The sequence below is a fragment of the Microcoleus asticus IPMA8 genome (genome assembly GCF_013179805.1).
Lineage (GTDB): Bacteria > Cyanobacteriota > Cyanobacteriia > Cyanobacteriales > Microcoleaceae > Microcoleus > Microcoleus asticus.
Genome location: NZ_SRRZ01000066.1, coordinates 1 through 25,163 on the forward strand (window position 1 = coordinate 1; position 25,163 = coordinate 25,163).

The 25,163-nt window shown below is 45.0% G+C and carries 27 protein-coding genes; 15 read left to right on the top strand and 12 right to left on the bottom strand.

The window, feature by feature from the left end:
- The 3 genes from E5S67_RS18080 to E5S67_RS18090 all read left to right on the top strand — a co-directional run.
- Positions 1–210 (top strand): hypothetical protein (locus E5S67_RS18080; RefSeq protein WP_216670549.1); only part of this gene is annotated, 210 nt, incomplete at its 5' end.
- A gap of 60 nt (positions 211–270) precedes the next feature.
- The gene (gene bioD / locus E5S67_RS18085) at positions 271–978 is read left to right on the top strand and encodes a dethiobiotin synthase (protein WP_172189557.1); all 708 of its coding nucleotides are present in this window, start codon (positions 271–273) and stop codon (positions 976–978) included.
- Positions 979–1,233: 255 nt separating this feature from the next.
- Positions 1,234–2,448 carry a M20 family metallopeptidase gene (locus tag E5S67_RS18090; RefSeq protein WP_172189559.1) on the top strand — a complete coding sequence of 405 codons (1,215 nt, stop codon included), beginning with the start codon at positions 1,234–1,236 and terminating at the stop codon, positions 2,446–2,448.
- Positions 2,449–2,599: 151 nt separating this feature from the next.
- Here E5S67_RS18090 and E5S67_RS18095 read toward each other — a convergent pair whose 3' ends face one another.
- Together E5S67_RS18095 and E5S67_RS18100 are read right to left on the bottom strand one after the other, a co-directional pair.
- Positions 2,600–3,580, bottom strand: coding sequence for an aldo/keto reductase (locus tag E5S67_RS18095; protein ID WP_172189561.1), 981 nt, complete (start codon positions 3,578–3,580; stop codon positions 2,600–2,602).
- 67 nt (positions 3,581–3,647) lie between these two features.
- Complete coding sequence (locus E5S67_RS18100; RefSeq protein WP_172189563.1) at positions 3,648–5,039, bottom strand: glycoside hydrolase family 10-like protein; 1,392 nt, start codon at positions 5,037–5,039, stop codon at positions 3,648–3,650.
- Between the two features lie 195 nt (positions 5,040–5,234).
- Here E5S67_RS18100 and E5S67_RS34465 point away from each other — a divergent pair, with 195 nt between their 5' ends.
- From E5S67_RS34465 to E5S67_RS18115, 4 genes are all read left to right on the top strand, one after another.
- On the top strand, positions 5,235–5,933 hold the full coding sequence (locus E5S67_RS34465; protein ID WP_339382906.1) for an FAD-dependent oxidoreductase: 699 nt from the start codon (positions 5,235–5,237) through the stop codon (positions 5,931–5,933).
- 4 nt (positions 5,934–5,937) lie between these two features.
- Complete coding sequence (locus E5S67_RS34470) at positions 5,938–6,546, top strand: FAD-dependent oxidoreductase (protein WP_339382907.1); 609 nt, start codon at positions 5,938–5,940, stop codon at positions 6,544–6,546.
- Between the two features lie 126 nt (positions 6,547–6,672).
- Complete coding sequence (locus E5S67_RS18110) at positions 6,673–7,332, top strand: DUF2834 domain-containing protein (protein WP_172189565.1); 660 nt, start codon at positions 6,673–6,675, stop codon at positions 7,330–7,332.
- A gap of 194 nt (positions 7,333–7,526) precedes the next feature.
- On the top strand, positions 7,527–8,279 hold the full coding sequence (locus tag E5S67_RS18115) for a gamma-glutamyl-gamma-aminobutyrate hydrolase family protein (protein WP_172189567.1): 753 nt from the start codon (positions 7,527–7,529) through the stop codon (positions 8,277–8,279).
- Positions 8,280–8,283: 4 nt separating this feature from the next.
- Here the strand turns inward: E5S67_RS18115 and E5S67_RS18120 are convergent, their stop codons facing one another.
- The 9 genes from E5S67_RS18120 to E5S67_RS18160 form a co-directional block, all read right to left on the bottom strand.
- On the bottom strand, positions 8,284–8,472 hold the full coding sequence (locus tag E5S67_RS18120) for a CPXCG motif-containing cysteine-rich protein (protein ID WP_015176827.1): 189 nt from the start codon (positions 8,470–8,472) through the stop codon (positions 8,284–8,286).
- The gene (locus tag E5S67_RS18125; RefSeq protein WP_172189569.1) at positions 8,456–8,917 is read right to left on the bottom strand and encodes an SRPBCC family protein; all 462 of its coding nucleotides are present in this window, start codon (positions 8,915–8,917) and stop codon (positions 8,456–8,458) included. The genes E5S67_RS18120 and E5S67_RS18125 overlap by 17 nt, the downstream gene beginning before the upstream one ends.
- A 12-nt stretch (positions 8,918–8,929) precedes the next feature.
- Positions 8,930–9,283: a transcriptional regulator gene (locus E5S67_RS18130; protein ID WP_172189570.1), complete on the bottom strand. Its 354-nt coding sequence runs from the start codon at positions 9,281–9,283 to the stop codon at positions 8,930–8,932.
- Positions 9,284–9,287: 4 nt separating this feature from the next.
- On the bottom strand, positions 9,288–9,617 hold the full coding sequence (locus tag E5S67_RS18135) for a type II toxin-antitoxin system RelE/ParE family toxin (protein ID WP_172189571.1): 330 nt from the start codon (positions 9,615–9,617) through the stop codon (positions 9,288–9,290).
- A gap of 41 nt (positions 9,618–9,658) precedes the next feature.
- Complete coding sequence (locus tag E5S67_RS18140) at positions 9,659–10,072, bottom strand: helix-turn-helix domain-containing protein (RefSeq protein WP_172189572.1); 414 nt, start codon at positions 10,070–10,072, stop codon at positions 9,659–9,661.
- Positions 10,047–10,355, bottom strand: coding sequence for a type II toxin-antitoxin system HigB family toxin (locus tag E5S67_RS18145; protein ID WP_172189573.1), 309 nt, complete (start codon positions 10,353–10,355; stop codon positions 10,047–10,049). The genes E5S67_RS18140 and E5S67_RS18145 overlap by 26 nt, the downstream gene beginning before the upstream one ends.
- A 22-nt stretch (positions 10,356–10,377) precedes the next feature.
- The gene (locus E5S67_RS18150; RefSeq protein ID WP_172189574.1) at positions 10,378–12,033 is read right to left on the bottom strand and encodes a B12-binding domain-containing radical SAM protein; all 1,656 of its coding nucleotides are present in this window, start codon (positions 12,031–12,033) and stop codon (positions 10,378–10,380) included.
- Positions 12,034–12,370: 337 nt separating this feature from the next.
- Complete coding sequence (gene lspA / locus E5S67_RS18155; protein ID WP_172189612.1) at positions 12,371–12,883, bottom strand: signal peptidase II; 513 nt, start codon at positions 12,881–12,883, stop codon at positions 12,371–12,373.
- A 340-nt stretch (positions 12,884–13,223) separates the two neighbouring features.
- Positions 13,224–13,802 carry a biotin transporter BioY gene (locus E5S67_RS18160; protein WP_172189575.1) on the bottom strand — a complete coding sequence of 193 codons (579 nt, stop codon included), beginning with the start codon at positions 13,800–13,802 and terminating at the stop codon, positions 13,224–13,226.
- A 382-nt stretch (positions 13,803–14,184) separates the two neighbouring features.
- Between E5S67_RS18160 and pstS the strand changes: the two genes are divergently transcribed.
- From pstS to pstB, 4 genes are all read left to right on the top strand, one after another.
- On the top strand, positions 14,185–15,369 hold the full coding sequence (gene pstS, locus E5S67_RS18165; RefSeq protein ID WP_172189576.1) for a phosphate ABC transporter substrate-binding protein PstS: 1,185 nt from the start codon (positions 14,185–14,187) through the stop codon (positions 15,367–15,369).
- 240 nt (positions 15,370–15,609) lie between these two features.
- Complete coding sequence (pstC, locus tag E5S67_RS18170; RefSeq protein WP_172189577.1) at positions 15,610–16,566, top strand: phosphate ABC transporter permease subunit PstC; 957 nt, start codon at positions 15,610–15,612, stop codon at positions 16,564–16,566.
- 34 nt (positions 16,567–16,600) lie between these two features.
- A complete protein-coding gene (gene pstA, locus E5S67_RS18175; protein WP_172189579.1) occupies positions 16,601–17,494 on the top strand; it encodes a phosphate ABC transporter permease PstA in 894 nt (297 codons plus the stop codon).
- A 91-nt stretch (positions 17,495–17,585) separates the two neighbouring features.
- A complete protein-coding gene (pstB, locus tag E5S67_RS18180; RefSeq protein WP_015176818.1) occupies positions 17,586–18,386 on the top strand; it encodes a phosphate ABC transporter ATP-binding protein PstB in 801 nt (266 codons plus the stop codon).
- 231 nt (positions 18,387–18,617) lie between these two features.
- On the opposite strand, the gene E5S67_RS18185 is transcribed toward pstB, so the two are convergent.
- Positions 18,618–18,788, bottom strand: a complete 171-nt coding sequence (locus E5S67_RS18185; RefSeq protein WP_015176817.1) for an NblA/ycf18 family protein — start codon at positions 18,786–18,788, stop codon at positions 18,618–18,620.
- Between the two features lie 227 nt (positions 18,789–19,015).
- Between E5S67_RS18185 and E5S67_RS18190 the strand changes: the two genes are divergently transcribed.
- The 4 genes from E5S67_RS18190 to E5S67_RS18205 all read left to right on the top strand — a co-directional run bounded on the left by E5S67_RS18190 (position 19,016) and on the right by E5S67_RS18205 (position 25,163).
- The gene (locus E5S67_RS18190) at positions 19,016–19,612 is read left to right on the top strand and encodes a phycobiliprotein lyase (RefSeq protein ID WP_172189581.1); all 597 of its coding nucleotides are present in this window, start codon (positions 19,016–19,018) and stop codon (positions 19,610–19,612) included.
- A gap of 338 nt (positions 19,613–19,950) precedes the next feature.
- A complete protein-coding gene (locus E5S67_RS18195) occupies positions 19,951–20,709 on the top strand; it encodes a phycobilisome rod-core linker polypeptide (protein ID WP_172189583.1) in 759 nt (252 codons plus the stop codon).
- A 244-nt stretch (positions 20,710–20,953) separates the two neighbouring features.
- Positions 20,954–21,619 carry an NERD domain-containing protein gene (locus E5S67_RS18200; protein WP_172189585.1) on the top strand — a complete coding sequence of 222 codons (666 nt, stop codon included), beginning with the start codon at positions 20,954–20,956 and terminating at the stop codon, positions 21,617–21,619.
- Between the two features lie 220 nt (positions 21,620–21,839).
- Positions 21,840–25,163: an AAA domain-containing protein gene (locus E5S67_RS18205; RefSeq protein WP_216670550.1), complete on the top strand. Its 3,324-nt coding sequence runs from the start codon at positions 21,840–21,842 to the stop codon at positions 25,161–25,163.

The window sequence follows — 25,163 nt, forward strand, 5'->3', positions numbered from 1 at the left end:
CCCCCCCCCCCACCCCCACCCACCACTCCTCCCGCACCCACGCCCTCACCGTCTCCGGACCCTGCCCCCACCCCCTCACCCTCACCGTATACAGCCCCAACTCCCGCACCGTCGCCGGAACCTGCCCCAACTCCCGCACCGGAACCGGAACCCGCACCGGAACCGGAACCTGCCCCGGAACCGGAACCCGCACCATCGCCAGAACTCTAAACTTCTGGCAAAATTCCCCTAGACTGATGTTGAGGCCAATTATTTGTTAGCTATTTGTCAATGAACTCCTTGCTAATTGCTGGAACTGATACCGACGCGGGCAAAACTGTTTTGACCAGCGCTCTGGCTGCTTATTGGCAAATGTATTTTCCCGATCGCAGTTTGGGAATTATGAAGCTGTTGCAAACGGGAACGGGCGATCGCGAACTCTACACCCGTTTGTTTGCCCTCGACCAATCCCCCGAAGAACTCAATCCGCTGCACTTTGATGCGCCTCTAGCACCGCCGATTGCAGCCGAACTGGAGGGGAGACATATCGAACTCGAAAAGGTTTGGACGGCGTGGCAAAGCCTCTCTGAGCGCAAGGATTTTGTGTTGGTGGAAGCTTTGGGAGGACTGGGATCGCCTGTAACGTGGGAACTGACGGTGGCTGATATTGCCAGGGATTGGCGGCTGAGGGGGGTTTTGGTAGTACCTGTGAGGTTGGGGGCGATCGGGCAAGCTGTGGCGAATGTTGCTCTCGCCAGACACACTGGTTTTAAGCTCAGAGGAATTGTGCTTAATTGCGTTAAAGCTTATTCCGAACAAGAAATTGCCGATCGAGCGCCGGTAGATTTGATCCAGTCGCTAACTCAAATACCTGTGTTGGGTATTTTGCCGCATTTAGATGACCCGACTGACCTTGCTAAATTAGCTAAAGCAGCTTCCCAATTAGATTTAGAGCGGTTGCTACCTGGGGTTAATTTAGTTCCTCAGACTTCTAAATAACCCTATTCTAAACACCTCTGTTTCTCATTCTTCTCTTCCTCTGCGTACTCTGCACCCTCTGCGGTTCATTTAAAAAAATATCCGGCACAACTCAGATAGGATTGAAGAAGATTTTATTTTAACCGCAGAGACCGCAGAGACCGCAGAGAAAGAGCAGAGAGAGTTTCACAACTTATTCTGGCTTGCTATAATGAGTGATTACCATTTATTAAGTGATTAAAGAGCAAAGTTAATCAAAAAAAAGGAGAAGAAAACATGGTTTCTACTTTACCGAATTTAACCTCTGTGGATTTATCTCAATTGCGGCTGGAAATTAGAAATTTGCAGCCTCAGCTAGTAGAATGGCGTCGCCTTTTGCACCAAAAACCGGAGTTGAGTTTTGATGAAAATTTAACGGCGCAGTTTGTCTCGCAAAAGTTGCAGGAATGGGGAATAGATCATGAAACTAATATTGCTAAAACTGGTATTGTCGCCACTATAGACAGCGGCAAACCGGGGCGGGTTTTGGCAATTCGGGCGGATATGGATGCTTTGCCCATTCAAGAAGAAAATGAGGTGGATTATCGATCGCAGCATGATGGAATTATGCACGCTTGCGGTCACGACGGGCACACTGCGATCGCCCTCGGTACTGTTTGTTATCTCGCAAAGCACAAACACAGCTTTTCGGGTAAAGTAAAATTTATCTTTCAGCCCGCCGAAGAAGGGCCAGGGGGCGCAAAACCGATGATTGAAGCGGGAGTTTTGAAGAATCCTGATGTTGATGCGATCGTCGGCTTGCATTTGTGGAACAATCTGCCTTTGGGCACTGTAGGCGTCCGCAGCGGCGCGTTGATGGCGGCTGTCGAAGTTTTTGACTGCACGATTTTTGGCCAAGGCGGACACGGTGCAATGCCACATCAGACTGTGGACTCGATCGTAGTTACAGCCCAAATTGTCAGCGCTTTGCAGGCAATTGTCGCGCGGAATATTGACCCGATCGACTCAGCGGTAGTAACTGTCGGCAAATTCCACGCAGGCGACGCCCACAACGTGATTGCCGACACCGCTCAAATTGGTGGCACGGTGCGCTATTTCAATCCAGCATATCAAGGTTATTTTGCCAAGCGAATCGAGCAATTAATTGCCGGAATTTGTCAGAGTCACGGGGCTAATTACAAATTAGATTATTGTGCGCTTTACCCGCCAGTTATTAATGATTCGAGAATAGCTGAATTGGTGCGCAGCGTGGCAGAATCGGTTGTCGAAACTCCTGCGGGAATCGTTCCCGAATGTCAAACAATGGGCGGCGAGGATATGTCGTTCTTTTTGCAAGAAGTTCCCGGTTGTTATTTCTTTTTGGGTTCAGCAAATCCCGAGAAAAACTTGGCTTACCCGCACCATCACCCGCGTTTTGATTTTGATGAAACTGCGCTGGGGATGGGTGTAGAAATGTTTGTGCGGTGTGTGGAAAATTTTTGTGCGATCTAAATAAGCCTTTTATGGGCGGGCTAGAAGCCCACCCCACAAGAAATTCATTCTTTGTGGAACAGGCAAATTCATGTCTTGTGGAACAGGCAAATTCATGTCTTGTGGAACAGGCAAGATGCCTGTTCAGGAGAATGGTACAACATCTCAGATATTACCGAGTTTGAAAGATATTCTGCACCATTTTCTTATCTACACTCGCCGCCGCCTTATCCAATTCGGCAATCTCGCCCGAGTCCAACTCCCACCCCAAAGCACCAATATTATCCCTCGCCTGTGCCGCAGATTTCGCCCCCGGAATCGGAATAGTTTCTTTGCAGATGCACCAGTTAATTGCTACCTGCGAAACAGTCTTGTTTCGGAATGCCGCTATTTCTCGCAAACATTCCAAAAGCGATCGCATTCCCGGAAGTATCTGCTTGCACGCCAAACCTCGGATACCTTTAGGAAACGAGCCGTTTTCGGAATATTTACCCGTCAGCAAACCCAAGGCTAGAGGACTGTAAGCAATCAATTTTATCCCCAATTCATCGCAAACATCTTTCAACCCGAGTTCCGTCACCGGATAGGTAGAAAGTAGCGAATATTGCACTTGTAAAGTAACAATGGGAATTTGGCGATCGCTAAATTTCTGATGCACCCATTTCAGCCGTTTAGGCCCGTAATTAGACAAGCCCACTCCCTTAACTAATTCTTGCTCGTAAAGGTCAGCCAAACCGTCTAAAAGAGCGCTTTCTTGCCAAGGAGCGTAATTGGCTGTAGACCAGTGCATTTGCACCAAATCTACATTTTTTCCTAGGCGCGTAGCAGAGGCTTTGCAAGCCGAAATCATTGATTTTCGCGTCAGCCTCCAAGGATAAGCAGCCAGTTTTGTCGCAATACAAATACTGTCTTTATTTGCACCTTGATATTGTTGAGAAAACTGACCCAAAAGCTGCTCGCTGCGTCCATTTAATTTCCCCGTTCCGTAAGAGTCGCCGGTATCGAATAAAGTGACGCCGTTACTAACACAAAGATTGAAAACGGCTTGCAATTCGTCGTCCATACTTTCATTGTAGCCCCAGAGGAATCTGTTGCCCCAAGCCCAAGTGCCGCAGCCCATTTTTGGCAGTAAAATTTTTTGGTTAGTTTGCATTTTTATTGACGATTAATGATTGAGATCGCGGTAAGGTGCGCAATGCGCACCCTACTTTTTAATTCTTTTACGTGGTTGGCGAGGGCGAAGGTGCGCTGTTTTTGGTAGGTTGATCCGGCTTAGCTTTGGGGTCTGGTTTGGGTGGCGCAGGCGGAGGGAAAGTCGCCGCGCGTCTGGGTATTTGTAGCGCTGTTCGGAATGCAGAAGACGGAAAGAAAGCACTAAATTGAGAAAGTCGGTCGGCGATGGGTTCGGGCGCATATTCCCACAAGCTTTCGTAGTAGAAGAAAGCGACGCCTAAGCCGTATTCTTGGACTGCGTTCACCTGAGATTTAATTTGCTGAATCGGTACTGGGTTATTTCTCAAACCTGTCATAATCCCAACTCCGGTGGGAATTTTTTGGTGTGCTTCTTGCATTTCGGGACGGTTAATCTTGTCTACAAATGATTCTAAATTGGGACGGTACACTTGCACGATTAGCTCGTCGGCAATATCCAAACGCACCCAAGTCAGCCAATCTTGCAGGTGATGTTTATAAGCAAACTCGTAGTAATTGGGAGAAATCGAGAAAATTGCATTGGGTTTGACTGCTTTGACGGCTTGATTTAGCTGCGACATAAAAGCGGTAATTTTATTGGCTCGCCACTGCACCCATGCTGGATTTTGAAAATCTTTGGGCGGAGCTTTTTTTGTTTCTTTGGTATACAACGCAACTGTGTAGTCATCGTAGCCAAATTCCGACGGCAAACTCATGTGATCGTCAAATTGAATGCCGTCTGCGTTATATTGAGTGGTGATTTCTAGTACGAGTTCGGTAATGAATTGCTGCACTTCTGGATGAAAGGGATTGAGCCAAACTACTTCGCCGCCGGCGTCGTTTGATGTTTGGCTGCCGTCCTGTTTTTGTGTCAGCCACTCGGGATGATTTAAGGCTAATTCTGATGTGGGAGGAGCCATGAAACCAAACTCAAACCAAGGAATTACTAGCAGGCCTTGGCGGTGAGCTTTATCAATTAAATCGGCGAGCATATCTTGTCCGTCTAACCCTCTGTAAACAAAGGGTTGAATGTCTCTTTGCTGCGCTACATAGCTGGGATACATTGCATAGCCAGAATTCCAGGCTACAGGATAAATAGTGTTGAAATTTAACCGTTTTAGTTGGGTGACAGCATCTTTTAGTTTGCGACGATCTCTGAGGATGTCTTTGTCGTTTGTAGTCATCCAAACGCCGCGAATTTCCTGGCGGGGTTGCTGGGCGATCGCCGGAATCAAGTTGTTCGCCAGCAATACTATAATGAATGAGAGGGCAAACAGAAGCGGTAAAAGAGTTTTAATCGATCGCTGCCAACTGCGCGGAATGATGCGTAATGTCATAGTTTTGAATGGTGAGTTAGCTGTAGAAACACACCCCGGCATAATTTGGTGATAAAATTTGCTCGCTCTACAGTCTACAACCATTGGCGCTGAATGTGGAATCGGTTAAGTGCAATGGGTGGATTGATGTTATGCGATCGCAACTGAGCGAAGTATAATCCATGAGACAGAGAGTAGGTGAGAGCATTCTGTCAAAGTGCTGGGAGATCATTGATTACGCACTGCAAGCTCTCCTTACCGGACAGTGCCCCCAAGGATGCCTAGTGCTGTACAATATTGGTGCTGGAACATCTCGATCGAACATCTGTAATTGTGAAACATTTAGTGTTAATTGGCGGCGGTCACAGTCATGCTATCGTATTAAAAATGTTCGGTATCAAACCGCTGCCGGGAGTGCGTTTGACTCTGATTAGCGACGTGCTGCACGCGCCTTATTCGGGGATGCTGCCGGGGCACGTTGCCGGGTTTTACGATTACGATGAATGTCACATCGATTTGCGATCGCTCGCTGAATTTGCCGGATGTCAAATATTAATGGATCGGGCGATCGCGATCGACCTTAACAAAAATTTAGTGATTTGTCAAACTCGCCCTCCGGTTAATTTTGATTTGCTTTCTGTGGATATCGGCAGCACTCCTGCGACTTTATCGGTACCGGGTGCCGCAGAATATGCAATTGCAGCTAAACCCGTACCAGAGTTTTTAGCTAGCTGGAATCAGTTAATTTCCGAAAGGCAAAATCATCCCCAAAAACCGCTGCGGATCGCCATTGTGGGGGGCGGTGCAGGCGGCGTAGAATTAGCATTAAATATGCAATCTCGATTGGGGAAGGAAGAAGGAAGAAGGAAGAGGGAAGAAGGAAGAGGGAAGAAGGAAGAGGGAAGAAGGAAGAGGGAAGAAGGAAGAGGGAAGAAGGAAGAGGGAAGAAAATTTAGAAAATTTATCATCAGAAATTCATTTGTTCCACAGCGGTGCTGAATTAATGCCTGCACATAACCATCGAGTGCGTCGCCGCATTCAAGAAATTCTTATCAATCGCGGCATTCAATTGCATTTAAAGGAAAAAGTTTGTGCTGTAGAAAAAAATGACCGGGAAACGAATTCCCAAATCCCAATTACCGATTACCAAATTTTCTGTAAATCAGGTTTAGAATTAGAGTGCGATCGCATTTTTTGGGTGACACAAGCATCCGCCGCTAATTGGCTCAGAAAATCCGGTTTAGCCACAGACTCAAACGGCTTTATGCAAGTCAACGACTGCCTCCAATCAGTCTCTCACCGCAACGTATTTGCGGCTGGCGATATCGCTGCGATGGTTAATTATCCCCGTCCCAAAGCAGGCGTGTTTGCCGTGCGTCAGGGCAAACCGCTGTTTGAAAATTTGCAGCAGTTTTTATTGGAAAAACCGCTGAAACCCTTTGCACCGCAGGAACAATACTTAGGGTTAATTGGTACTGGGAATAAAAGGGCGATCGCATCTCGCGGATCTTTCATGTGGGAATCGGCGCTGCTGTGGTATTGGAAAGATTGGATCGATCGCCAATTTATGCAAAAATTTAGCAATCTGCCCAAAACCCGCCATACCCAATAGCAATACATTCAGATATTCTCATCTCTTCTTCTGCGTCAATAGCGTCCTCTGCGGTAAATAAAAAAAGTCTTATTGAAAAACCCTTTAAGATTGTTATAGTAATATCAGAATTCAGAAAAACTAACTATGTTCAGAAAAATTGGATTTTGGCTGCTGTGGATTGCATTTAGCACCTACGCCTTTGTATTTGCACCACCCGACAGCCCAGAAACCATCAAACTCATTACCAATCTTTCCACAGGCAAAATAGCAGACATCAACCCTTTAATTGTAGCTTTATTCAACATCATGGGAGTCTGGCCGCTCATCTACAGTTGCGTCTTATTTGCTGACGGCAGGGGGCAGAAAATACCTGCATGGTTATTTGCCACTTTATCCTTTGGCGTCGGTGCCTTTGCCTTGCTGCCTTATTTAGCCCTGCGGGAACCGAATCCAGAATTTCCCGGTCATAAAAATATCTTTTTAAAGATATTAGACTCCCGTTTGACGGGATTTTTCTTAACATTAGGCGCTGCTGCTTTAGTTGTATTTGGCTTGACAAAAGGCGATTGGTCTGATTTTATTGAACAGTGGCAAACCAGCCGTTTTATCCACGTAATGAGTTTAGATTTTTGTATGCTTTGCCTACTATTTCCTGCCTTCTTAGGAGACGATATGGCGCGCCGAGGAATGCAGAACTCTACAGCATTTTGGGCAGTAACATTAGTACCGCTGTTCGGGCCATTGGCTTATCTGTGTACGCGCAAACCGCTGCCAGAAACTAATACTAAAACTGTTACAAATTAGACAGCAGTGCAGGGAATTTTCAGTTTAATCTAGGAATCAATCACAATAAATCAGACAAGAAACAGGCAAGATGCCTGTTTCACAATAAGTAAGTTTTATTGTGGGTGGGCTTGGAGTCCGCCGATAAAAGACTGATTACAAATAGTGCAAAATTCGAGTATTAATCTAAATAATTATCTCCCAGTTTCTAGCAAATGAAAAAATTTCCTATCGTTGGCATCACAACACATAACCGCTGTTCAGCAGGCGCATATCGCTTAAATGGAACTTATATTGATGCTGTTCAGGCGGCTGGTGGCATTCCGATTTTATTGCCGCCCAATCAATTAGATCCGGGTAGTATTTTGGATGCAGTAGACGGTTTAATTTTTTCCGGGGGCGGAGATATCAACCCAGAACTTTATGGCGGTTATGTCGATCGCACAGTTTACTCGGTTAATGCAGAACGCGACAATTTTGAATTAAACTTAGCAAAGCTAGCTTTGAAGGCTGACATACCTGTGTTGGGAATTTGCCGGGGAATGCAAATGCTGAACGTAGCCAGCGGTGGCAGTTTGGTGATTCACGTACCGGATGCTTACGGAGATGAGGTTAATCACGGATCGGGAATTCCGCCACGTGCGATCGAGCATACCATTGAAATTGAGCCAAACAGTCGGCTAGCAAAAATTATGGGAAAAACTTCAACAACAGTTGTTTCCTGGCATCATCAAGCAGTGCGTAAGGTAACATCCGATTGGCGAATTGTAGCCGATGCACCTGACACTTTGGTAGAAGCAATGGAGCACTGCTATCACCCTTGGATGATAGCAATTCAATGGCATCCGGAAATGTCGCCAAACTGTTCAGTAAACTCTCGAATTTTTCGGGCTTTCGTGGAAGCAGCAGCTTCAAAATTTATGAATTCTACCAAGTCAGCATCAAATACAATTCATACATTTTTATAGTTACTTATTCTTGATAGTCAGTGTCTATCTCAATATCGAGAGTATCTTCATCTATTCTGACATACAGAACATTCGGGCGACAGCAAACTTGGCAATCTTCAATATAAGATTGTTCCATACCTGCGCTGATATCAACAAAAGTTGTACTCGGTTCGCCGCAGAAAGCACAGTAATATTCAGCCGTTGTTTGCATCTTTTTCACACTCTCTTTTGGTGACTTCGTGGCGGTAGCGAAACATATCTGTTAACCGTATTTCCACCCACCAACCTAACAACAAATCGACAATCGGGCCGCCCGGTATCGAAAATGCGATCGCATCTGTCAATCTAGTCTTGCCATTTTCTGAGGTAAACTCGTGTCGGTGAACCCAACGTGCCATCGGCCCCTCAGTTTGTTCATCAACAAACAAGCGATATTGTTCGCACTCAGTGTGAGTCGCCACCCATTTTACAGGAATCGGCCCCAATAACAGGCGAAATTCTGATACAGCACCCACATCGAGTCCCCCTTCGCGGCGAATGATTTTCACCGGTTGCCAAGGCGGAGTCAAAAGTTGCAGAATGTCCGGTCTTTCGTGAAAGTTCCAGACTGCTTCAACAGTTGCATTAATCAGCGACGAATATTTAAAATTGGGCATTGTATCGTTTGGCTAGACAGTTAAGTGCGATCGCGTTTCAGCATTTGCAGTATTATCCTCTGTATCAGTACAAACAGCAACATTTAGTTTCAATCCCAAAACATTCAGCCAAGTTCCTAGATTATAAATCGCATCACTTCCTTGCTGCGACAGCAATTTATCCAATTTTTTTAAGTGCAATTCATATTGTTCAGGAGTCATTTTTTGTTGACCTAGAGCTTCTGCTACATCGCTGAGAGCTCGTTTTAGCAGTTCAGGTTCCGGCTCTTCCTCCTCTAATGTCGCCGTTATATAGGCTGCTGCTAGTTCGGGATTTTTTGTAAGAGATTCAATCAAAAATGGATGATAAGGTAGGCTTTTAGGCATTGTCTTAACTCCTATAATCTGTCCAGTATTCTTTAGCTTGGCGGATATCTCTGTCTTGAGTGCTTTTATCGCCTCCGCAGATTAGAATCACAATTGTCATTCCTATTTGTCCAAAATAGATTCGGTAGCCAGGCCCATAATTAATTTTGAGTTCGCATACGCCTTCCCCCACGGAGCGATAGTCTCCTAAATTACCATCAGCAATTCGGTTAAGCCTAGATATAATCTTGGCTTGAGCATTGATATCTCTCAGCGAATCAAACCACTGATCGAAAGGCACTTTGTTATCTGGCGTAGTATAACGCTGAATTTCTTTCGGTTGGACTTCGGGCATAATTATATTATAGTGCGTCACTCAGCCCTGTATCCTAGCAATTAATTATACTCAAGAAATGCCACAGGGGAAAGATGGAAAAACTTAGCTAACTTTTGAATTTGACTCGCCGTCAGTTCCCGCTTTCCATCCATCATCTCAGATACCCAAGACTCGGATTCAAAAATATCAACCAAATCTTTTTCTTGAATATTGTCCTCAACGATCAATGCTTTCAGTAGTGCGATACCTTTCAAGACTGGCATTGGCTCATGTTTTTGTTCGTAATCATAAACAAGAGTACCCAACACGTTTAAGTAATCCCGATCGTCCTGCGTGAGATTGCTCCGACTCACAATAGAATCAATCCGATTTTGTGTAGCGATTAACTCAGCTTCACAAGTAATTGGACGCGGTGGAAAAGTTGTGATTATCTCAATATAGTAGCTACTAGGAGTTTTTAAACCAGTCGTCATTTTTCCAGTTCTCCTTATCATATTCTGCATGAGTTAAAACACAGCGGACAAACACTATCTGGTATTCATAATCGATAAAAGCAATTAACCGATAGTTATTGCCACCAATATTAAATACAGTCAAGTTACCTACTAAGTCAGCCGAAGGAAATACTTTACGAATATCTACTAAACTTTGCCATTCACCATCACAACTACGCTGATACCATAGCAACAGACTTGTTTCAGCATTGGGGTGTGTTTCCCAAAATTCTTTTAGTCGTTTTCGGCTAATGACACGCATGAGACTATTATAATCTAATTTACTAAACGGGACTTAGTGAATTCTCACATTTTTGATTTGGCTGTCGTGTTTTATGACTCATCGCCTCAGCTAAATGTTTTTTCAAAGTCGCCTCCGGTAGTGGCCCTTTTAAATGACTCCAAGGCAAAACCTGATCCAATTCCCACTCTTGAAAAACATAAAAATCTATCTCCGGCAACTGTCCCCGCAACTCCTTAAATGCCCGCCGATAACTGCCCAAAGTATCGCCGTAATGCCGCACTAATTCCAACAGCCGAGACAACCGCCGATCGCCCTTTGACAACAAACCCTGAATCACAGACCAGTTATAGCTTTCAGGTCTAAATTCTAAACCTAACTTCCGCAATTCTTTATCTAAAAACTTCAGCCTCTTCTCCGCATCTTTATTCACTCCAAACCACTGAAAAGGAGTGTGAGATTTCGGGACAAAAGTGCTGCATCCCAGAGTCAAGCGCAAACCGGGAGCGGCTTTTCTAATCGCCCGCATCATCGCCACCGTCTCCTCTAAATCCTCCATTTCTTCGCCGGGAATTCCCGCCATCCCGTAAAGTTTAATTCCCTTTAAGCCGCCAGCCTTAGCATTGATAGCAGCTTGAATAATTTCCTCATTTGTGAGTTTTTTGTTAACGATTTGGCGGAGGCGATCGCTCCCGCTTTCCACTGCAATCGTCACAGATTTGCTGTCTCTGTTTGTCAATATTTCTGCCAATTTAACTGTCACCGTATTCGTCCTTACCGAAGAAAGACTCAACCGCACGCCGTCGTATTTCGGATGATTCAAATGATCCAGCAACGCTTCAAATTCCGGGTGCTGAGTGACCGAAGCACCCAACAAACCCAAACGATTAGTCACAGCTAAACCGCGATCGATCGCCGGAATTAGCGAATCCTCCAAACTCGCAGTTCTAAACGGCAAAGTCAGATAACTTGCCAAACAAAAACGGCACATTTCTGGACAACTCCGAACCACTTCCACCATGTAAATATTTTCCCAAGCCGCTTTTTCTGTCACCACAGTGGAAGCAGATAAAGTATTGCCGCGATAAGTCTGTTTTTCAACCATACTGGGAATTCCCGAATCGACAGGCTGAATCGATTTAATACCCTCAGCCGCATCCAGATAAGTTACTTCGTACAAACTGGGGACGTAAACTCCCGGAAATTGGGCTAAATGCCGCAATTTAGTTTTTCTGTCGGCGGTACGGACTTCTTTACAAGCATCAATAAAATTGTCTATGAGATGTTCGCCATCTCCGAGCAAAATCACATCAAAAAAATCGGCAAAAGGTTCTGGATTAGCTGTAAAAACCGGGCCACCGCCGAAGACGATCGGATGATTATCAGTTCGTTGTGACGCCCAAATCGGAATTTCTAGAGATTCCAATAAATTTAGAATATTTACATAGTCTAGTTCCCAAGAAAGCGAAAATCCCAGTAATTCTGGATGTCGGGGAAGTTGTTCGCGGATATCAGTAAATAAACGGCTGACTTCAATATCCGATCGCACAGCCAAAGTTGCCCACACTATCTGATAGCCGAGACTGGTAATACCCACCGTGTACTCGTTGGGAAAAGCAAAAATAGTCGGGATAGCATCAGCATCGGGGGTTGCTGGGGCAAATAGTAAGCGTTCTTGAGCAAATGGATTAGGAGTCATCCGATTTTAGATTTTAGATTTTAGATTTTAGATTAGGGAATTTATCCCACGGATAACTCCGGGGGTTTGTGACCAAATTGCTTTGGATCGCTGGCAAGTTTAGCCTTAACAATAAATAATCTAATTATAGCTCATAAATGACTCTAATCTTAAGTTGACACCTCTACCTTCTGGTAACAGACAACTGACAAATCACCGAAAGCAATTGGTTGCGAGGCCGCCGAATTCATCCGTGGATAAGCAAAAAAAGCTCGGCATCCGATAAACCTGAGAACGGTACAGCCCGTGGGTGGTTAATCGAAAATCGAAAATCGAAAATCGATTGACTTATTAAAAGTTAGTCTGAAATAGAATTGCGATCGTCCTGACTTTTCGGAGTCGGCGGTGCACTGTGAAAAGTTGCAATCAGCAAACAGACAATCCCAGCATTAATAAACACATCTGCCAGATTAAATACCGGGAACCGAATCAGTTGAAAATCGATAAAATCTACAACATGGCCAGAAACAAATCGATCTATCCCGTTCCCCAGTGCTCCCCCCAAAATCAAACCGTAGCCAGCTTGTTCCCAGCGGTTAATTCGCGGCCCGAACCAAGCCAGCACAATCAATCCCACACTAACGCCCAAAGACAGCCAGCGCAACCAAATCGCCCCGCCATTGCTGAACAAACTAAAAGCGGCACCAGTATTAACAACATAAGTGAAGTGAAACACCCCGGGTAACAGTGGCTGCGTCTGCGGAGGAAGTGTCAAGTCAAAATTTTGTACCACCCAAAACTTAGTCAGGTGGTCTAAAACTAAACTGATAACAGCAGTAATCCAGAACAAGGGATTTCTTTTAAAACGCATGGATTGGGGAATAGAACATGGGGCATCGGGCATGGGATAATTTACTCTAATTTCGCTAGTTATTGCCAGCAGAATTCAGTGCAGCAAAGGAATCCCAGCCGCAGCGAGAATACTCTCCCGTTGCGCAATGACAGTATAACCTTATTTGACACAACTACCAATCCCCCATTATCAATCGCCAATTAGCAATTCTCGATTAAGTAAGTAAAAGCAAAAAAACATAGTATCTTGTAAGGGTGGGTTTAGCTAACAATCTATGAGACAAGCGATTTTATGAGTGATCTCACCCGCCCCATTTAATATTTATTTGTAACTACCTTACCGATTACCAATTACCCAATTAATAAAACATCAAGCGGCGCAAAGTAAATGACAGCACTGCGATCGCACAAACTACTGCCAATTGTCCCGGCAGAGGATAAATCGAATATTTAAGAATCTCATCGAATAAAGGTGTTTTTTTTGCCGGAGGCAGCCAGTAAGTAAAAACTAGATAAATTAAGCCGATCGCGTGAACAGTGAACAAACCGCACAAACAGCTAAAAGCCATAGATTCCAGCCGCGAAGCCACCTTAAAAGCTACCCAGCCGCACACCCAAGCACCAGGCACAAAACCCAGCAAATACCCAAAACTCGCTTCTTTGAGATAGCCGATGCCACCGCCTTGAGAAAAAACTGGCCATAAAGTTAATCCTAATGCCAAATAAGCAATTTGCGAGAGAGCCGCAGCATTTTTCCCCCCCATGCAGCCTACTAGCAAAACGGCTCCTATTTGATAGGTAACACCTAAAGAGTACGCCTGAAATCCTCGATCGTCCCAAAACCCAATCGGAATTGTGACAGATGCAGGCAAAAAAGTGCCTCCTATCGTCAGGAGCAAACCAATAACAGCCCAGATTAATTCAATAGGAGCAGGCATTATCATCAAACGGCATTCGTCAGAAGGTATAAGGCAGAAGGCATTTGTCCGAGGCAAGCTTCAATGCCCGCAGCTTTTAAATTCTTAATACTAGCACTACTGTCAAAATAACCACCATTGTATGGTTTTCTGGTTCTCAAGCCTGGATCTTGCGATCGTGTAATCGGGAATTTTTCGCCCGAGGGCGATCGACTGCTTGTTTCCGTAGCTATTTCTCTGCCCCATATCTTATAAATTCATAATTGTCAAGCTCATAAATAACATTAATAATATTAATTAATATTAAATTGCCATAAAGTGTAAAGATTCTTAACCTAACCTTTACTTTCGCGCGCTATGCTGATGCGGACACCGATATAACGATCGCAGATTTTTTATACCTATGCTTTTTCGTCTCAACTTGATTAATTCAAACCGTCTGACTACTGCAATTTCCGCTATGGCGATCGCCCTGAGTTTAGCAGCTTGCGGCAGCGGCAGCACAACCACAGGCAGCAGCCCCAGCCCCGGCGACACCGCAGCATCGCCCGGCGCATCCCCCGTTGCAGCCACCGGCACAGCGGAAAACACCAAACTCGCCCTAGCCTCAGACGTAGCCATCACCGCAGCCGGCGCCTCATTCCCCGCCCCTCTGTACCAGCGTTGGTTTCAAGACTTCAACAAAATCAACCCCAAAGTACAAATTAACTATCAATCAGTAGGCAGCGGCGCCGGAGTCGAACAATTTACCAAAGGCACAGTAGACTTTGGGGCCAGCGACACTGGCATGAAAGACGACGAAATCGCCAAAGTTCCAGCAGACAAAGGCGTGCTCTTGCTGCCCATGACAGCCGGCAGCATCGTCATCGGTTACAACCTGCCAGACTTAACCGAACCACTGAAACTGCCACGGGATGTTTACGCAGATATCTTCGCCGGTAAAATTACCAACTGGAACGATCCCAAAATTGCAGCCGCCAACCCGACCGCTAAATTGCCAGACCAAGCCATCACCATCGTCCACCGTTCCGACGGTAGCGGTACCACCGCCGTCTTCACCAAACACCTGAGTGCCATCAGCCCCGACTGGAAAACGGCAGTAGGCGACGGCAAAACAGTACAGTGGCCCGTAGGCGTAGGCGCAAAAGGCAACGAAGGCGTCACAGCCCAAATTCTGCAAACAGTAGGCAGCCTCGGCTACATAGAATACGGCTATGCCAAAAACAACAATCTCAAATTTGCATCTTTGCAAAACAAAGCAGGCAGCTTTGTCGCACCTACCGACGAATCAGCTTCTCAAGCTTTAGCAACTGTGCCGATGCCGGAAAACCTGCGAGCATTTATCGAAGACCCCGAAGGCGCTCAATCCTATCCAATTGTCACCTACACTTGGATGCTCGTCCCCAAAACAGTTACTGACCCCAACAAAGCCAAAACCATCGAGGCAATGGTTGAATACGGCTTAACTGAAGGTCAAAAAGTGAGTTCCGAATTGGGCTACGTTCCTCTGCCCCAAAGCGTTAAAGAAAAAGTAGCCGCGGCCGCTGACGGCATCAGCCCAGATTACAAGATTGAGGTTGCCAAATAGTAATTGAAGGAAGAGGGAAGAAGGAAGAAGGAAGAAGGAAGACGGAAGACGGAAGACGGAAGACGGAAGAAAAAAAGAGAGATATTTCTGTAGGGGCGGGTTTTACCAGAAATATTTGTTGAAAAGTCAGGGGATTAATAAACCCGCCCCTCTTTGATTTTATTTATGGTCTTTCTGCTTCCTTCTAGCTTTTTCCGAAACAGGCTATTTTCCGCTACTATATATTTGGTTTTTTTTTCTATGATTTCAGATAATCACAGCGCTCAATCAGAGAGCCGATCGCGCTCTCAAGCAGAAAAATCCTTAGACCAAGGCTTTATCTGGCTGACTCGGATTTTGGGAATAGGAGTTGGTGTAATTTTGCTGGTAATCGCCCTCACCGTTGCTTACAGGGCTTTACCTGCGATTCAACAGTACGGTTTGGGCTTTCTGTTTAGCAGTAGCTGGAATCCGGTTAAAGAAGAGTACGGCGCGCTGCCGATGATTTACGGGACGATCGTCAGTTCGGCGATCGCGCTCCTAATTGCAGTACCATTAGGAGTAGGGACTGCCATCTTCTTGAGTGAAGATTTTTTGCCGCTGCCAGTGCGCACAGCTTTGGTTTTTTTAGTAGAACTTTTAGCAGCCATTCCCAGCGTAGTCTACGGTTTGTGGGGAATTGCTGTATTGATTCCCATTATTACCAGTCTCGGCAAGTTTCTCAACGGCACTTTCGGATGGCTGCCGATTTTTAGCACCCCGCCAGTGGGCCCGGGAATGTTACCCGCCGGAGTAATTTTGGGCATCATGACTTTGCCCATTATTACTGCTATTTCCCGCGACTCTTTGGCAAGTCTCCCGCCCGAATTGCGACAAGCATCTCTGGGTTTGGGAGCTACTCGCTGGACAACAATTTTTAGAGTGCTCGTACCGGCGGCTTTTTCCGGCATTGTCGGCGGAATTATGCTCGGGCTCGGTCGCGCCATGGGAGAAACAATGGCCGCAACTCTGTTAATTGGCAATTCCAATCAGTTAAGTGCTTCTGTGCTAGCTCCTGCAAATACTATTGCTTCTCTGATGGCAAATCAATTTGCCGAAGCTTCGGGATTGCAAGTTGCTGCTCTGATGTACACGGGGCTAATTCTATTTATTCTGACGCTGATTGTGAATATTTTGGCAGAGTGGATTGTTTCTCAAGTAAGAGCAAAGTACAACTAGAAGTTTGCCGCAATTTCCTACATAGTTTTAGTTTATGTCAAATAGCGTCTCCGACGAGAATCCTTTGGTATCGAAAACAGGCAGTTTGAAGAAGGTTAAAAACAGCCCGCAAGCGCTGTTTAATCAGGCAATGACTGTACTGGCTGGAGCTAGTCTTGCCATCACTCTGCTGCCTTTGTTTGCAGTGCTTTCCTACGTCACGGTACAAGGTTTCAATCGCCTGAATTTAGACTTGTTTACCAAGCTGCCGCCGCCGCCCGGACTGTCGGGAGGCGGGATTGCTAATGCAATTCTCGGTACGTTGATGACGGTGGGAATTGCTTCTTTAATTGCTGTTCCTTTTGGTGTATTGGCAGCAGTTTATTTGTCGGAGTTCAGCAGCGGCGAAGTAGCTCGCTGGGTACGCTTTGCTACTAATGTCCTCAGCGGCGTTCCTTCGATTATTGCCGGGGTATTTGCCTACGGTTTGTTCGTGGTAAATATGGGAGGTTTTTCGGCAATTGCAGGGGGCGCGGCGCTGGCGGTGCTGATGTTGCCCACGATTGTGCGGACTACTGACGAAGCTCTACAAATCGTCCCGCAAGATATTAGATGGGCGTCGGTTGGTGTGGGTGCTTCTAATTATCAGACAGTGTTGCAGGTGGTTTTGCCTGCGGCAATTCCGGCTATTCTAACGGGTGTGACGCTGGCAATTGCTCGCGCTGCTGGAGAAACGGCTCCTTTGATTTTCACGGCGCTGAATTCGCCTTTTTGGCCGGCAGGATTTGATAAGCCAACTCCGAGTCTTTCGGTTTTGGTGTACAACTTTGCAACGGTTCCTTTTAAGGCACAGAAAGAATTGGCTTGGGCTGCATCTTTGATTTTGGTGTGTATGGTGTTGCTGACGAGTATTCTTTCTCGCTGGGCTACTCACAAAAAAGTGTATTAAAGGGTGAGTTTTAAAAAGGCATTCATGCACTTATGGTGAAGGCCGAATGTAACCCAGGTGTTGAGTAAAATTTGAGAGGATTTTTACCTGTATGATGATGGATTTAGACAAGCAAACGGAAACAATTTTACGGACAGAAAATATCAATATTTTTTACGGCGCTTTTCACGCGGTTAAAAATGTTTGTATGGAGATTCCTAAAAATCGCATTACTGCTTTGATTGGGCCGTCTGGATGCGGTAAAAGTACAATTCTGCGATGTTTTAACCGCCTCAACGATTTAGTTAACGGTTTTCGTTTAGAGGGTAGAATTGATTACTACGGTCAAAATCTTTACGCTCCTGATATTGATGCTGTAGAGGTGCGCCGCAAGATTGGGATGGTATTCCAAAAGCCGAATCCTTTCCCGAAGTCGATTTATGACAATATTGCTTACGGTGCGAGGGTGAACAATTATAAGGGGGATATGGATGAGCTGGTGGAGAAGTCGCTCCGCCAAGCTTATTTGTGGGATGAGGTGAAGGATAAGTTGAAGCAAAGCGGTTTTTCTCTTTCGGGCGGCCAGCAGCAGCGTTTGTGTATTGCTAGGGCGATCGCGATTAATCCTGATGTAGTGTTAATGGATGAACCTTGCGCTTCTCTTGACCCGATTTCTACGATTAAGATTGAGGAGTTGATGCGGGAACTCAAGGAGAAGTATACGATTGTGATCGTTACTCACAATATGCAGCAGGCTTCTCGGGTTTCTGACCTGACTGCTTTTTTCAATGCTAAACTTTCTGACGATGGGAAGCGGTTTGGCTATCTTGTGGAGTGTGACAAGACTGAGGTAATTTTCCAAAGTCCGAAGGAAGAGTCTACTTTAGATTATGTGAGCGGCCGTTTTGGTTGAGTCCCCGACAGGTTGAAGCCTGTCGCTACACAAACTGTCGTCCCTCTATAAGAGACTAAAAACATTTTATTTTCTGAGTACGGTAGCGACAAAAAAAACTGCGTAAAACTTTTCTGAATTGAGAATCCCGCTTTCTTGGAGAAAGCGGGATTCTGGATTTTATGATTAAAAGCTCGATCGTACTTTTTGCAAATACAAGCCACTGATTTTTGTCAAGAAATGCTGAAGAGTTCACATATTCTTCATCCAATGCTTTAACAAGTTTTCTTTGACCATGTTTTGCCGCATAACTTCGAGCAAGTATTCCTGAGCTTGGTCTTGGCTTAAGCTTTTGACTTGTTCGCGCAGCACTTGAAGTTTGAACTGCTGTTCCATGCTGAGACTGGTTGTAGGCATATCCATAAGTCGCTCCTCCAGTTTGCTGAGATCGATGCGAGATTGATCGGGATGACGTTTCGCAGGATTTGTTGTGTCCCTACATTGTAAACTATCATAACATTCCCTTGACAATATGTCCAAAGTAGACATTTTGAGACTAATTTGTGTCGCAAAAGTACATCTAAGTGGGGGGAGCTCTATCATAAAAAGGCGTCAAGAGCGGGAAGCATAAGCCAAAGGAGATAGTTTGTATGGATGCAATGGAGTTTTTTCAAAGCAGTGCTGGGGAGTGGCGTTCTCAGCGCAGCACTCACCACCTCGCTTTCCGCCAAGCGGAGATTGGGGATTCAAATATTCAGGTAACGGCGCTGGCTGCGGATGACGCGCGAGTGGCCGAGATTTGCCAAATGCACGAAGTCGATCCGAGCCGGGCTGCTGGGGGGGCTTTTGTAACTTGGCACGGCTCGATGGCGTGGGATAAGGATGATGAGAATCACAAGGGATCTACGGTGTTCGCGATCGTCCCCGATCCTGAAAATCCCCGGCAGGGTTTGATGTTGCGGGAACGCGGCTATGCGGAAATTGTGCCGGTAGCTGGCCGTTTTGAGATGGACGACGAGGATGGGCTGTTGCTGATTACCGAATACGAGACGATGAGTTCGATCGAGCGTTTCTGGTTTGCTAATCCCAACGTGCGGATGCGGACGAGTACGGTAAAGCGCTTTGGCGGTTTCAGCACTTCGACTTTTTGTACCGAAATTCGGGTGGAACCAGACTCGGATGCAACATCAGAAGCCGCAGGAGATCAAGTGGCCGCCAGCGAGTTTTATTCGGCTCTGGGCTGGTAATTTAGTCATTAGTCATTAGTCATCGGTCATAACTTTGGCTTCGTTTCCAGACTCAGCCTGCGAATCCTGGGTCTCAGGCTCTGCCTCCGGTTAGATTAGACGAGGCAGAGCCTCTCAAGTGGCGTTCCCAGCCAGAGACTGGGAACCTAGGTGATTGCTAATTACTGACTGCTGACTTCTCCAAAGTCAACAAATGTTACAGATTGTTGCAAAAATTCAGGAAAATCAGATTTAGATTGCGGGAATCCCCTAATCTGTATGTTGGTTAGTTGTATCCGTTATGCTGGCAGCTCACGGTGTCAACTATTTCTGAAATTTGAGATAACGGAGATTTTAACGTGGCGCTACCTTTGATAAGCTACGCCCCCAAGAGCCAAAACCAGCGCGTTGCTGGTTTTGAAGTGGGGAGCGACGAGAAGCCCAGAGTTTTCACAACTGAAAATGTGCTCTCATCTGGAGACATGGAAAATTTGATTTGGGCTGGATATCGCCAGATTTACAGCGAACACCAAATCCTCAAGAGCAACCGCCAAAAGTCTTTGGAGTCGCAACTCAAGTTCGGCCAAATTACTGTGCGGGATTTTATTCGCGGTTTGGCGACTTCTTCTCCTTTCCTAGAGCGGAATTACCAAACTAACAGCAACTATCGGTTTGTTGAAATGTGCGTGCAGCGCATTTTGGGCCGGGACGTTTACAGCGAGCGCGAAAAGATTGCTTGGTCGATCGTGGTAGCCAATAAGGGGCCTCAAGGCTTTATTGACGAGTTGGTCAATAGCGATGAGTACCTGGAAAAGTTCGGCTACGATACAGTACCTTACCAGCAGCGCCGAATTTTGCCTCAGCGAGTTGGAGGGGACACTCCTTTCAACTTGAAGACGCCCCGCTACGGTGAGTACCACCGTTCGCAGCTTGGCTTCCCGCAAATCATCTGGCAAACAAGTGTCCGCCGTTTTGTTCCTCAAGAGCAGCAGCCCAAAGCTGGCGATCCGTCGAACTATTTGGGTATGGCGCGCAATATGCCCCTGCCTGCTACTCCGCCGCAGCGCGTGCCTCTAGCTAATATCAATATCGACACGATGGTTCCCCGTCGCCGGTAATTGATGCTGCCCTGATGCGATTATTTGTGTCGGGCGATCGACTGAATCGATCGGCTTTTAGGCTGAGAGAGTTTTGAGTCTTGAGTTTTGAGGTTTGAGTTTTTTGATAAACTTGGAATCCAAAACTTAGGACTCATAATTTTTTGTTATTAGGAAGAAGGAAGAAGGAAGAAGGAAGAAGGAAGAAGGAAGAAAAATAATTCGATTTTTTCTTATTGTCAACTATAAGTGCATAGGTGCATTTATGCAGCCGCAATATAACGAAGGTGCTGGAAAACCATTGCGTCGCCATGCTCAACAGCTTCGTACCAAAGCCTTATACAGGTACGGTGCGGCAACAGGGTTGGTGTTGTTGCCACTGCTGGTATACGCGGTAGCACCTTTTGCTCCTTTATTTTTGGTCGCGGCTCTTTTGATAGGGGCATTAATCGCCCTTCCGTTGATTGAGGACGGGAAAACGTTTTGGAAGTCGTCTCAGAGATTTGACCAAGGGGCTTGTGGTGAAGAAAAGACTCAGCAAGTTTTGGAGTCCCTAATCCAATCTGGATGGATAGCTGAGTACAATTTAAGATTGCCGCAAGTAGGCGATATCGATGTGTGGCTGCGATCGCCTAAAGGGGTCAATTTTATCCTTGATGTTAAGTCTCACTCAACCGAAGTTCTGTTGGATGGCGATGTGCTAAAGCGTCGATATTACGGGAAATTGAGAGATTTTGAGAAAGATTTTCTGGCACAGATTGCCAAAGAAGTTACGGCTATCAAACAAGCTAAGAAGTTAACCAAGGTCACTCCAGTAGTTGTATTTAGCGAGGCCAAGGTGAGTTTTAGCAACAAAAAGAAGATTAGGGGTGCTTACGTCATGGAACTGGGCAATCTGGTGTCAGGGTTGCAAGAACTCGATCGCACCTAGAGGAGTAGATAAAAGTGGGAGAAATGAGAACAACGCCTACATCGATATGTTGGACATCAACAAATTTGCACACAGCAGTACCATACCAGACTTGCACTAGCATCTAAGTGACACTTGTGCTATAAAAAACAGTTAAGGTAAAAACCATATCCTGGAGGGAATCTTGAACAATGCAGCCAAGGTAGATGCAATTCTCAACGCATGGTTCGACTACATTGATTTGGATGATTACAGTAACGCCAGGATTGAAGCAGCTAAGGTAAAACAGCGTGGGATCGGGCTAGTAGGCGATAGTGTATTAATTGAGCAAGCTATCTTTGAAGAGCTACAACAAAAAGTTAACCAAAATCAACAAGGTCAACAGGAACCAGTATGGGTTTTATCCTTTCCGCAAGTTTTAGATGTAGAAAGGGGAAAATCTTATCTTTGTCCTTTGTTTAACTTGGAAGTTACATCCATTCTCAAAGGAGAATACCGAGAAGAGGGATGGAAATTAGACGAGCTAAAACTAACAGAAGCAGGAGAGAACGTCACAACCTTCCTGGGACTGGATGAGAAAGAGCGAGAGGACTTGATTACCCAAGATGGGCTGCGACAATTTCTCGAAACAACCTTTAAACTTGAGTTTCAAACTTATGAAGAGTGGATGCAACAGGTGAGCTTACCTCGTCGCCAAATTCAACGGCGGCCGTACTTGTTTGAATTTCCAGGAGGCAGATTTTCAAAGAATCTTCAGCAAGATTTAAAAGAGATCGAGTCTGGTTCAAAAGACTGGTCAATAGGACATCCAGCTTATGAATATCTATTCGGTGTGCCTCAACTTCCAAAACACGAAGTCATTTACATGGGTGCTTTCCCAACCCATGCACCGACTAATTCACAATTAAAAGCACTCAAACACGCTCAAAGCGAACCTGTGACGGCTGTACAAGGTCCACCTGGTTCTGGTAAAACTACCCTCATCCTTCATCTTATCGCTCAACAGGTAGTCAATCGCGCACTCAGATTAATTGATGGAGAGGAGGATATCAATAATCTGACAGTTGTTAGCAGTACCAATAATAAAGCCGTTGACAATGTTATTGAAAAAATAGATGAATGGTTAAATAACGATCGTTTAGAACATAATTTTCTCTATCTCAAAGGAGGGAGTATAGAGAATATTCAAAAAGCAGGATGTGCGATCGAGCAGCTAAAAAAAGGAATTGAATACATTCAACAACATAGTTTTAACGAAACAGCTTTTAATCAAAACAAGCAGAAAATAAAACAGATCCAAGATGACATTTTATTAAATGAGTCGAATTATTTAGCAGCTCGCCATCAAAGAGCTTTAGATGAAGAACGACTGCCTCATCTTCGGGAAGAGATACAAACACTTCAACAGCATTTAGATGAGGTAATAGCTACTCAAAGCAATTTGCAGCAACGAGCGACAGATTTAGCAGAATACGAACAACTACCAATAGAAGCTTATCGAAAAATAGAATTGCGTTTTAGTAATGCGGAACGACAGATGCCAGAAGGAAGATTACCTTGGTGGACTCGTTTGTGGCGCTGGATAACTGGGAGAACAGAAAAACAGATTATAACTAAGGCAGTTTTAGCTTGCGAATCAGCGATTGAAAGTACATTCAATACTCCTTTCCCTGTAGAAAATCCCAAAAATCGCCGCGAATTTTTTCAAGAATTAGGGAGGGTTACGGACAAACTAGCACAAGCAAAAGACCTACAACACGTACAAGCAAGCTTGCCAACAATTGCTGAAGATATAGCCAACACAGAACAACAAAAAGATGAAGCGGATAGAGAGTTAACTTCGTTAGAAAGTAGCTTGGCAATTCCATTGGAAGATTTTTACGCTTCATTTCATGAAAAGTTTCACAATCAGCACCAAGAGCTATTTAAGATATCGCGGGAATTTCTAACTCAGCAAGCACTACAAGATAAGGACAATGTAAAAAAAGCTTTGAAGTTATATTTAGATTGTCTTTCTGGATATTCTAAGGCACCTAACAAGTTTAAAATAAACCAAGAGGAGTATTTTAAGGCCATAAGTTTGATATTTCCAGTCATCAGTTGTGGATTGTACTCAGTACGAAATATGCTACCACGTGTTTCTGAATGTGTCGATCGCACAATTATAGACGAAGCTGGAATGATTCCACTGCATCAGAGCTTTCCATTGCTGATACGATCGCGCAAGGCTATTATTGTCGGAGATCCTCTACAAATTGAGCCTGTAATTACTTTAAGCGATCGGAGACGCGATAACTACCGTCAAACAGCATTTATTGACAAAGGATTAACTGAAATTGATTACAATAGTTACAGTCCGGAAGAAGAATATAGCGCTACTACCTATCATCGCGCCGCCGGAGCAACTGGAGAAAATGGCAATACAGGTAATGGGATTTGTTTGATGGAGCATTACCGCTGCCAACCTAGTATTATTCAATATTGTAATGCTATTGCTGGCTATAACTTAGAGATAAAAACCGAACCAGTTGATTCTTTATTAGAGCGACATTTAATTGCTTACGATGTTGAGGGAAATATCCGCAATAATATTAATCTGGAAGAAGTTACTGCTGTATGTGAAATAATTCAGAATTTGGTTAATCAAGGTTACTCATTAGAAGACATCGGTGTAATTTCTGCCTTTCGCGCTCAAGCTAATGCTCTAGAGGAGTCTATAACTAAAAAATTCCCTCAATTCAAGAAAAAATCGGTGGGAACAATTCACAATTTTCAAGGTTCCGAGAAAAAAGTAATTATCCTGTCTACAAAAGTATGCCGCTCGCAGGATAATGTTCGTTGGATTAACAGGCGACCCAATCTTCTTAATGTTGCCGTATCGAGAGCCAAAGAACTATTTATTTTGGTGGGCAACCTTTACAGGCTAGAAAAAGCTGGAAGTTATACTCGCCAGCTTGTTGAACATATCCGAAAACTAGAAGATCGAGAACTAGGATATATTGTAGAGTATAAACCTCAGGCAGAAATTCCCCAGCAACAACCTGGAACCACTGTAATTGAAAATTGCAAGCATTTAAAAGTTATTAAAGAAGCTATCGATCGAGTTGAACGCGAATTGTTGATTGTTTCGCCTTGGATTCGGGGGGACGAACCAAAATGGTTTGTGACTGAGATTCTCTCAGTGTTGCAAAAAGGGGTTAAAGTTACGGTCATTTACGGAAACAAAAGCAGCGAAGACAATGATAATAATGATGCGCGAGCTGAAAAAGAGTTGAGAGATTTATTTACCCAGCATCCAGATACAGGTTCGCGTCTAATTCGCTTAGGTAAGGAACTACATATAGAAAGTAGGGGAACTAATGAAAGAACTTTGGTTTGCGACGATCGATTTGCTGTTATAGGAAGTTGGAATTGGCTTTCACACCCTTACCGAGAGCGGTGTAGAAGGTCATCATCAATCAATCCTAAAGTTCAATTCCGCCGCGAGACGAGCATACAATTTTATGACCCGTCTTCTATTGCAGATATAAAGAAAAGAATCATCGAATACTTACACAATAATTAG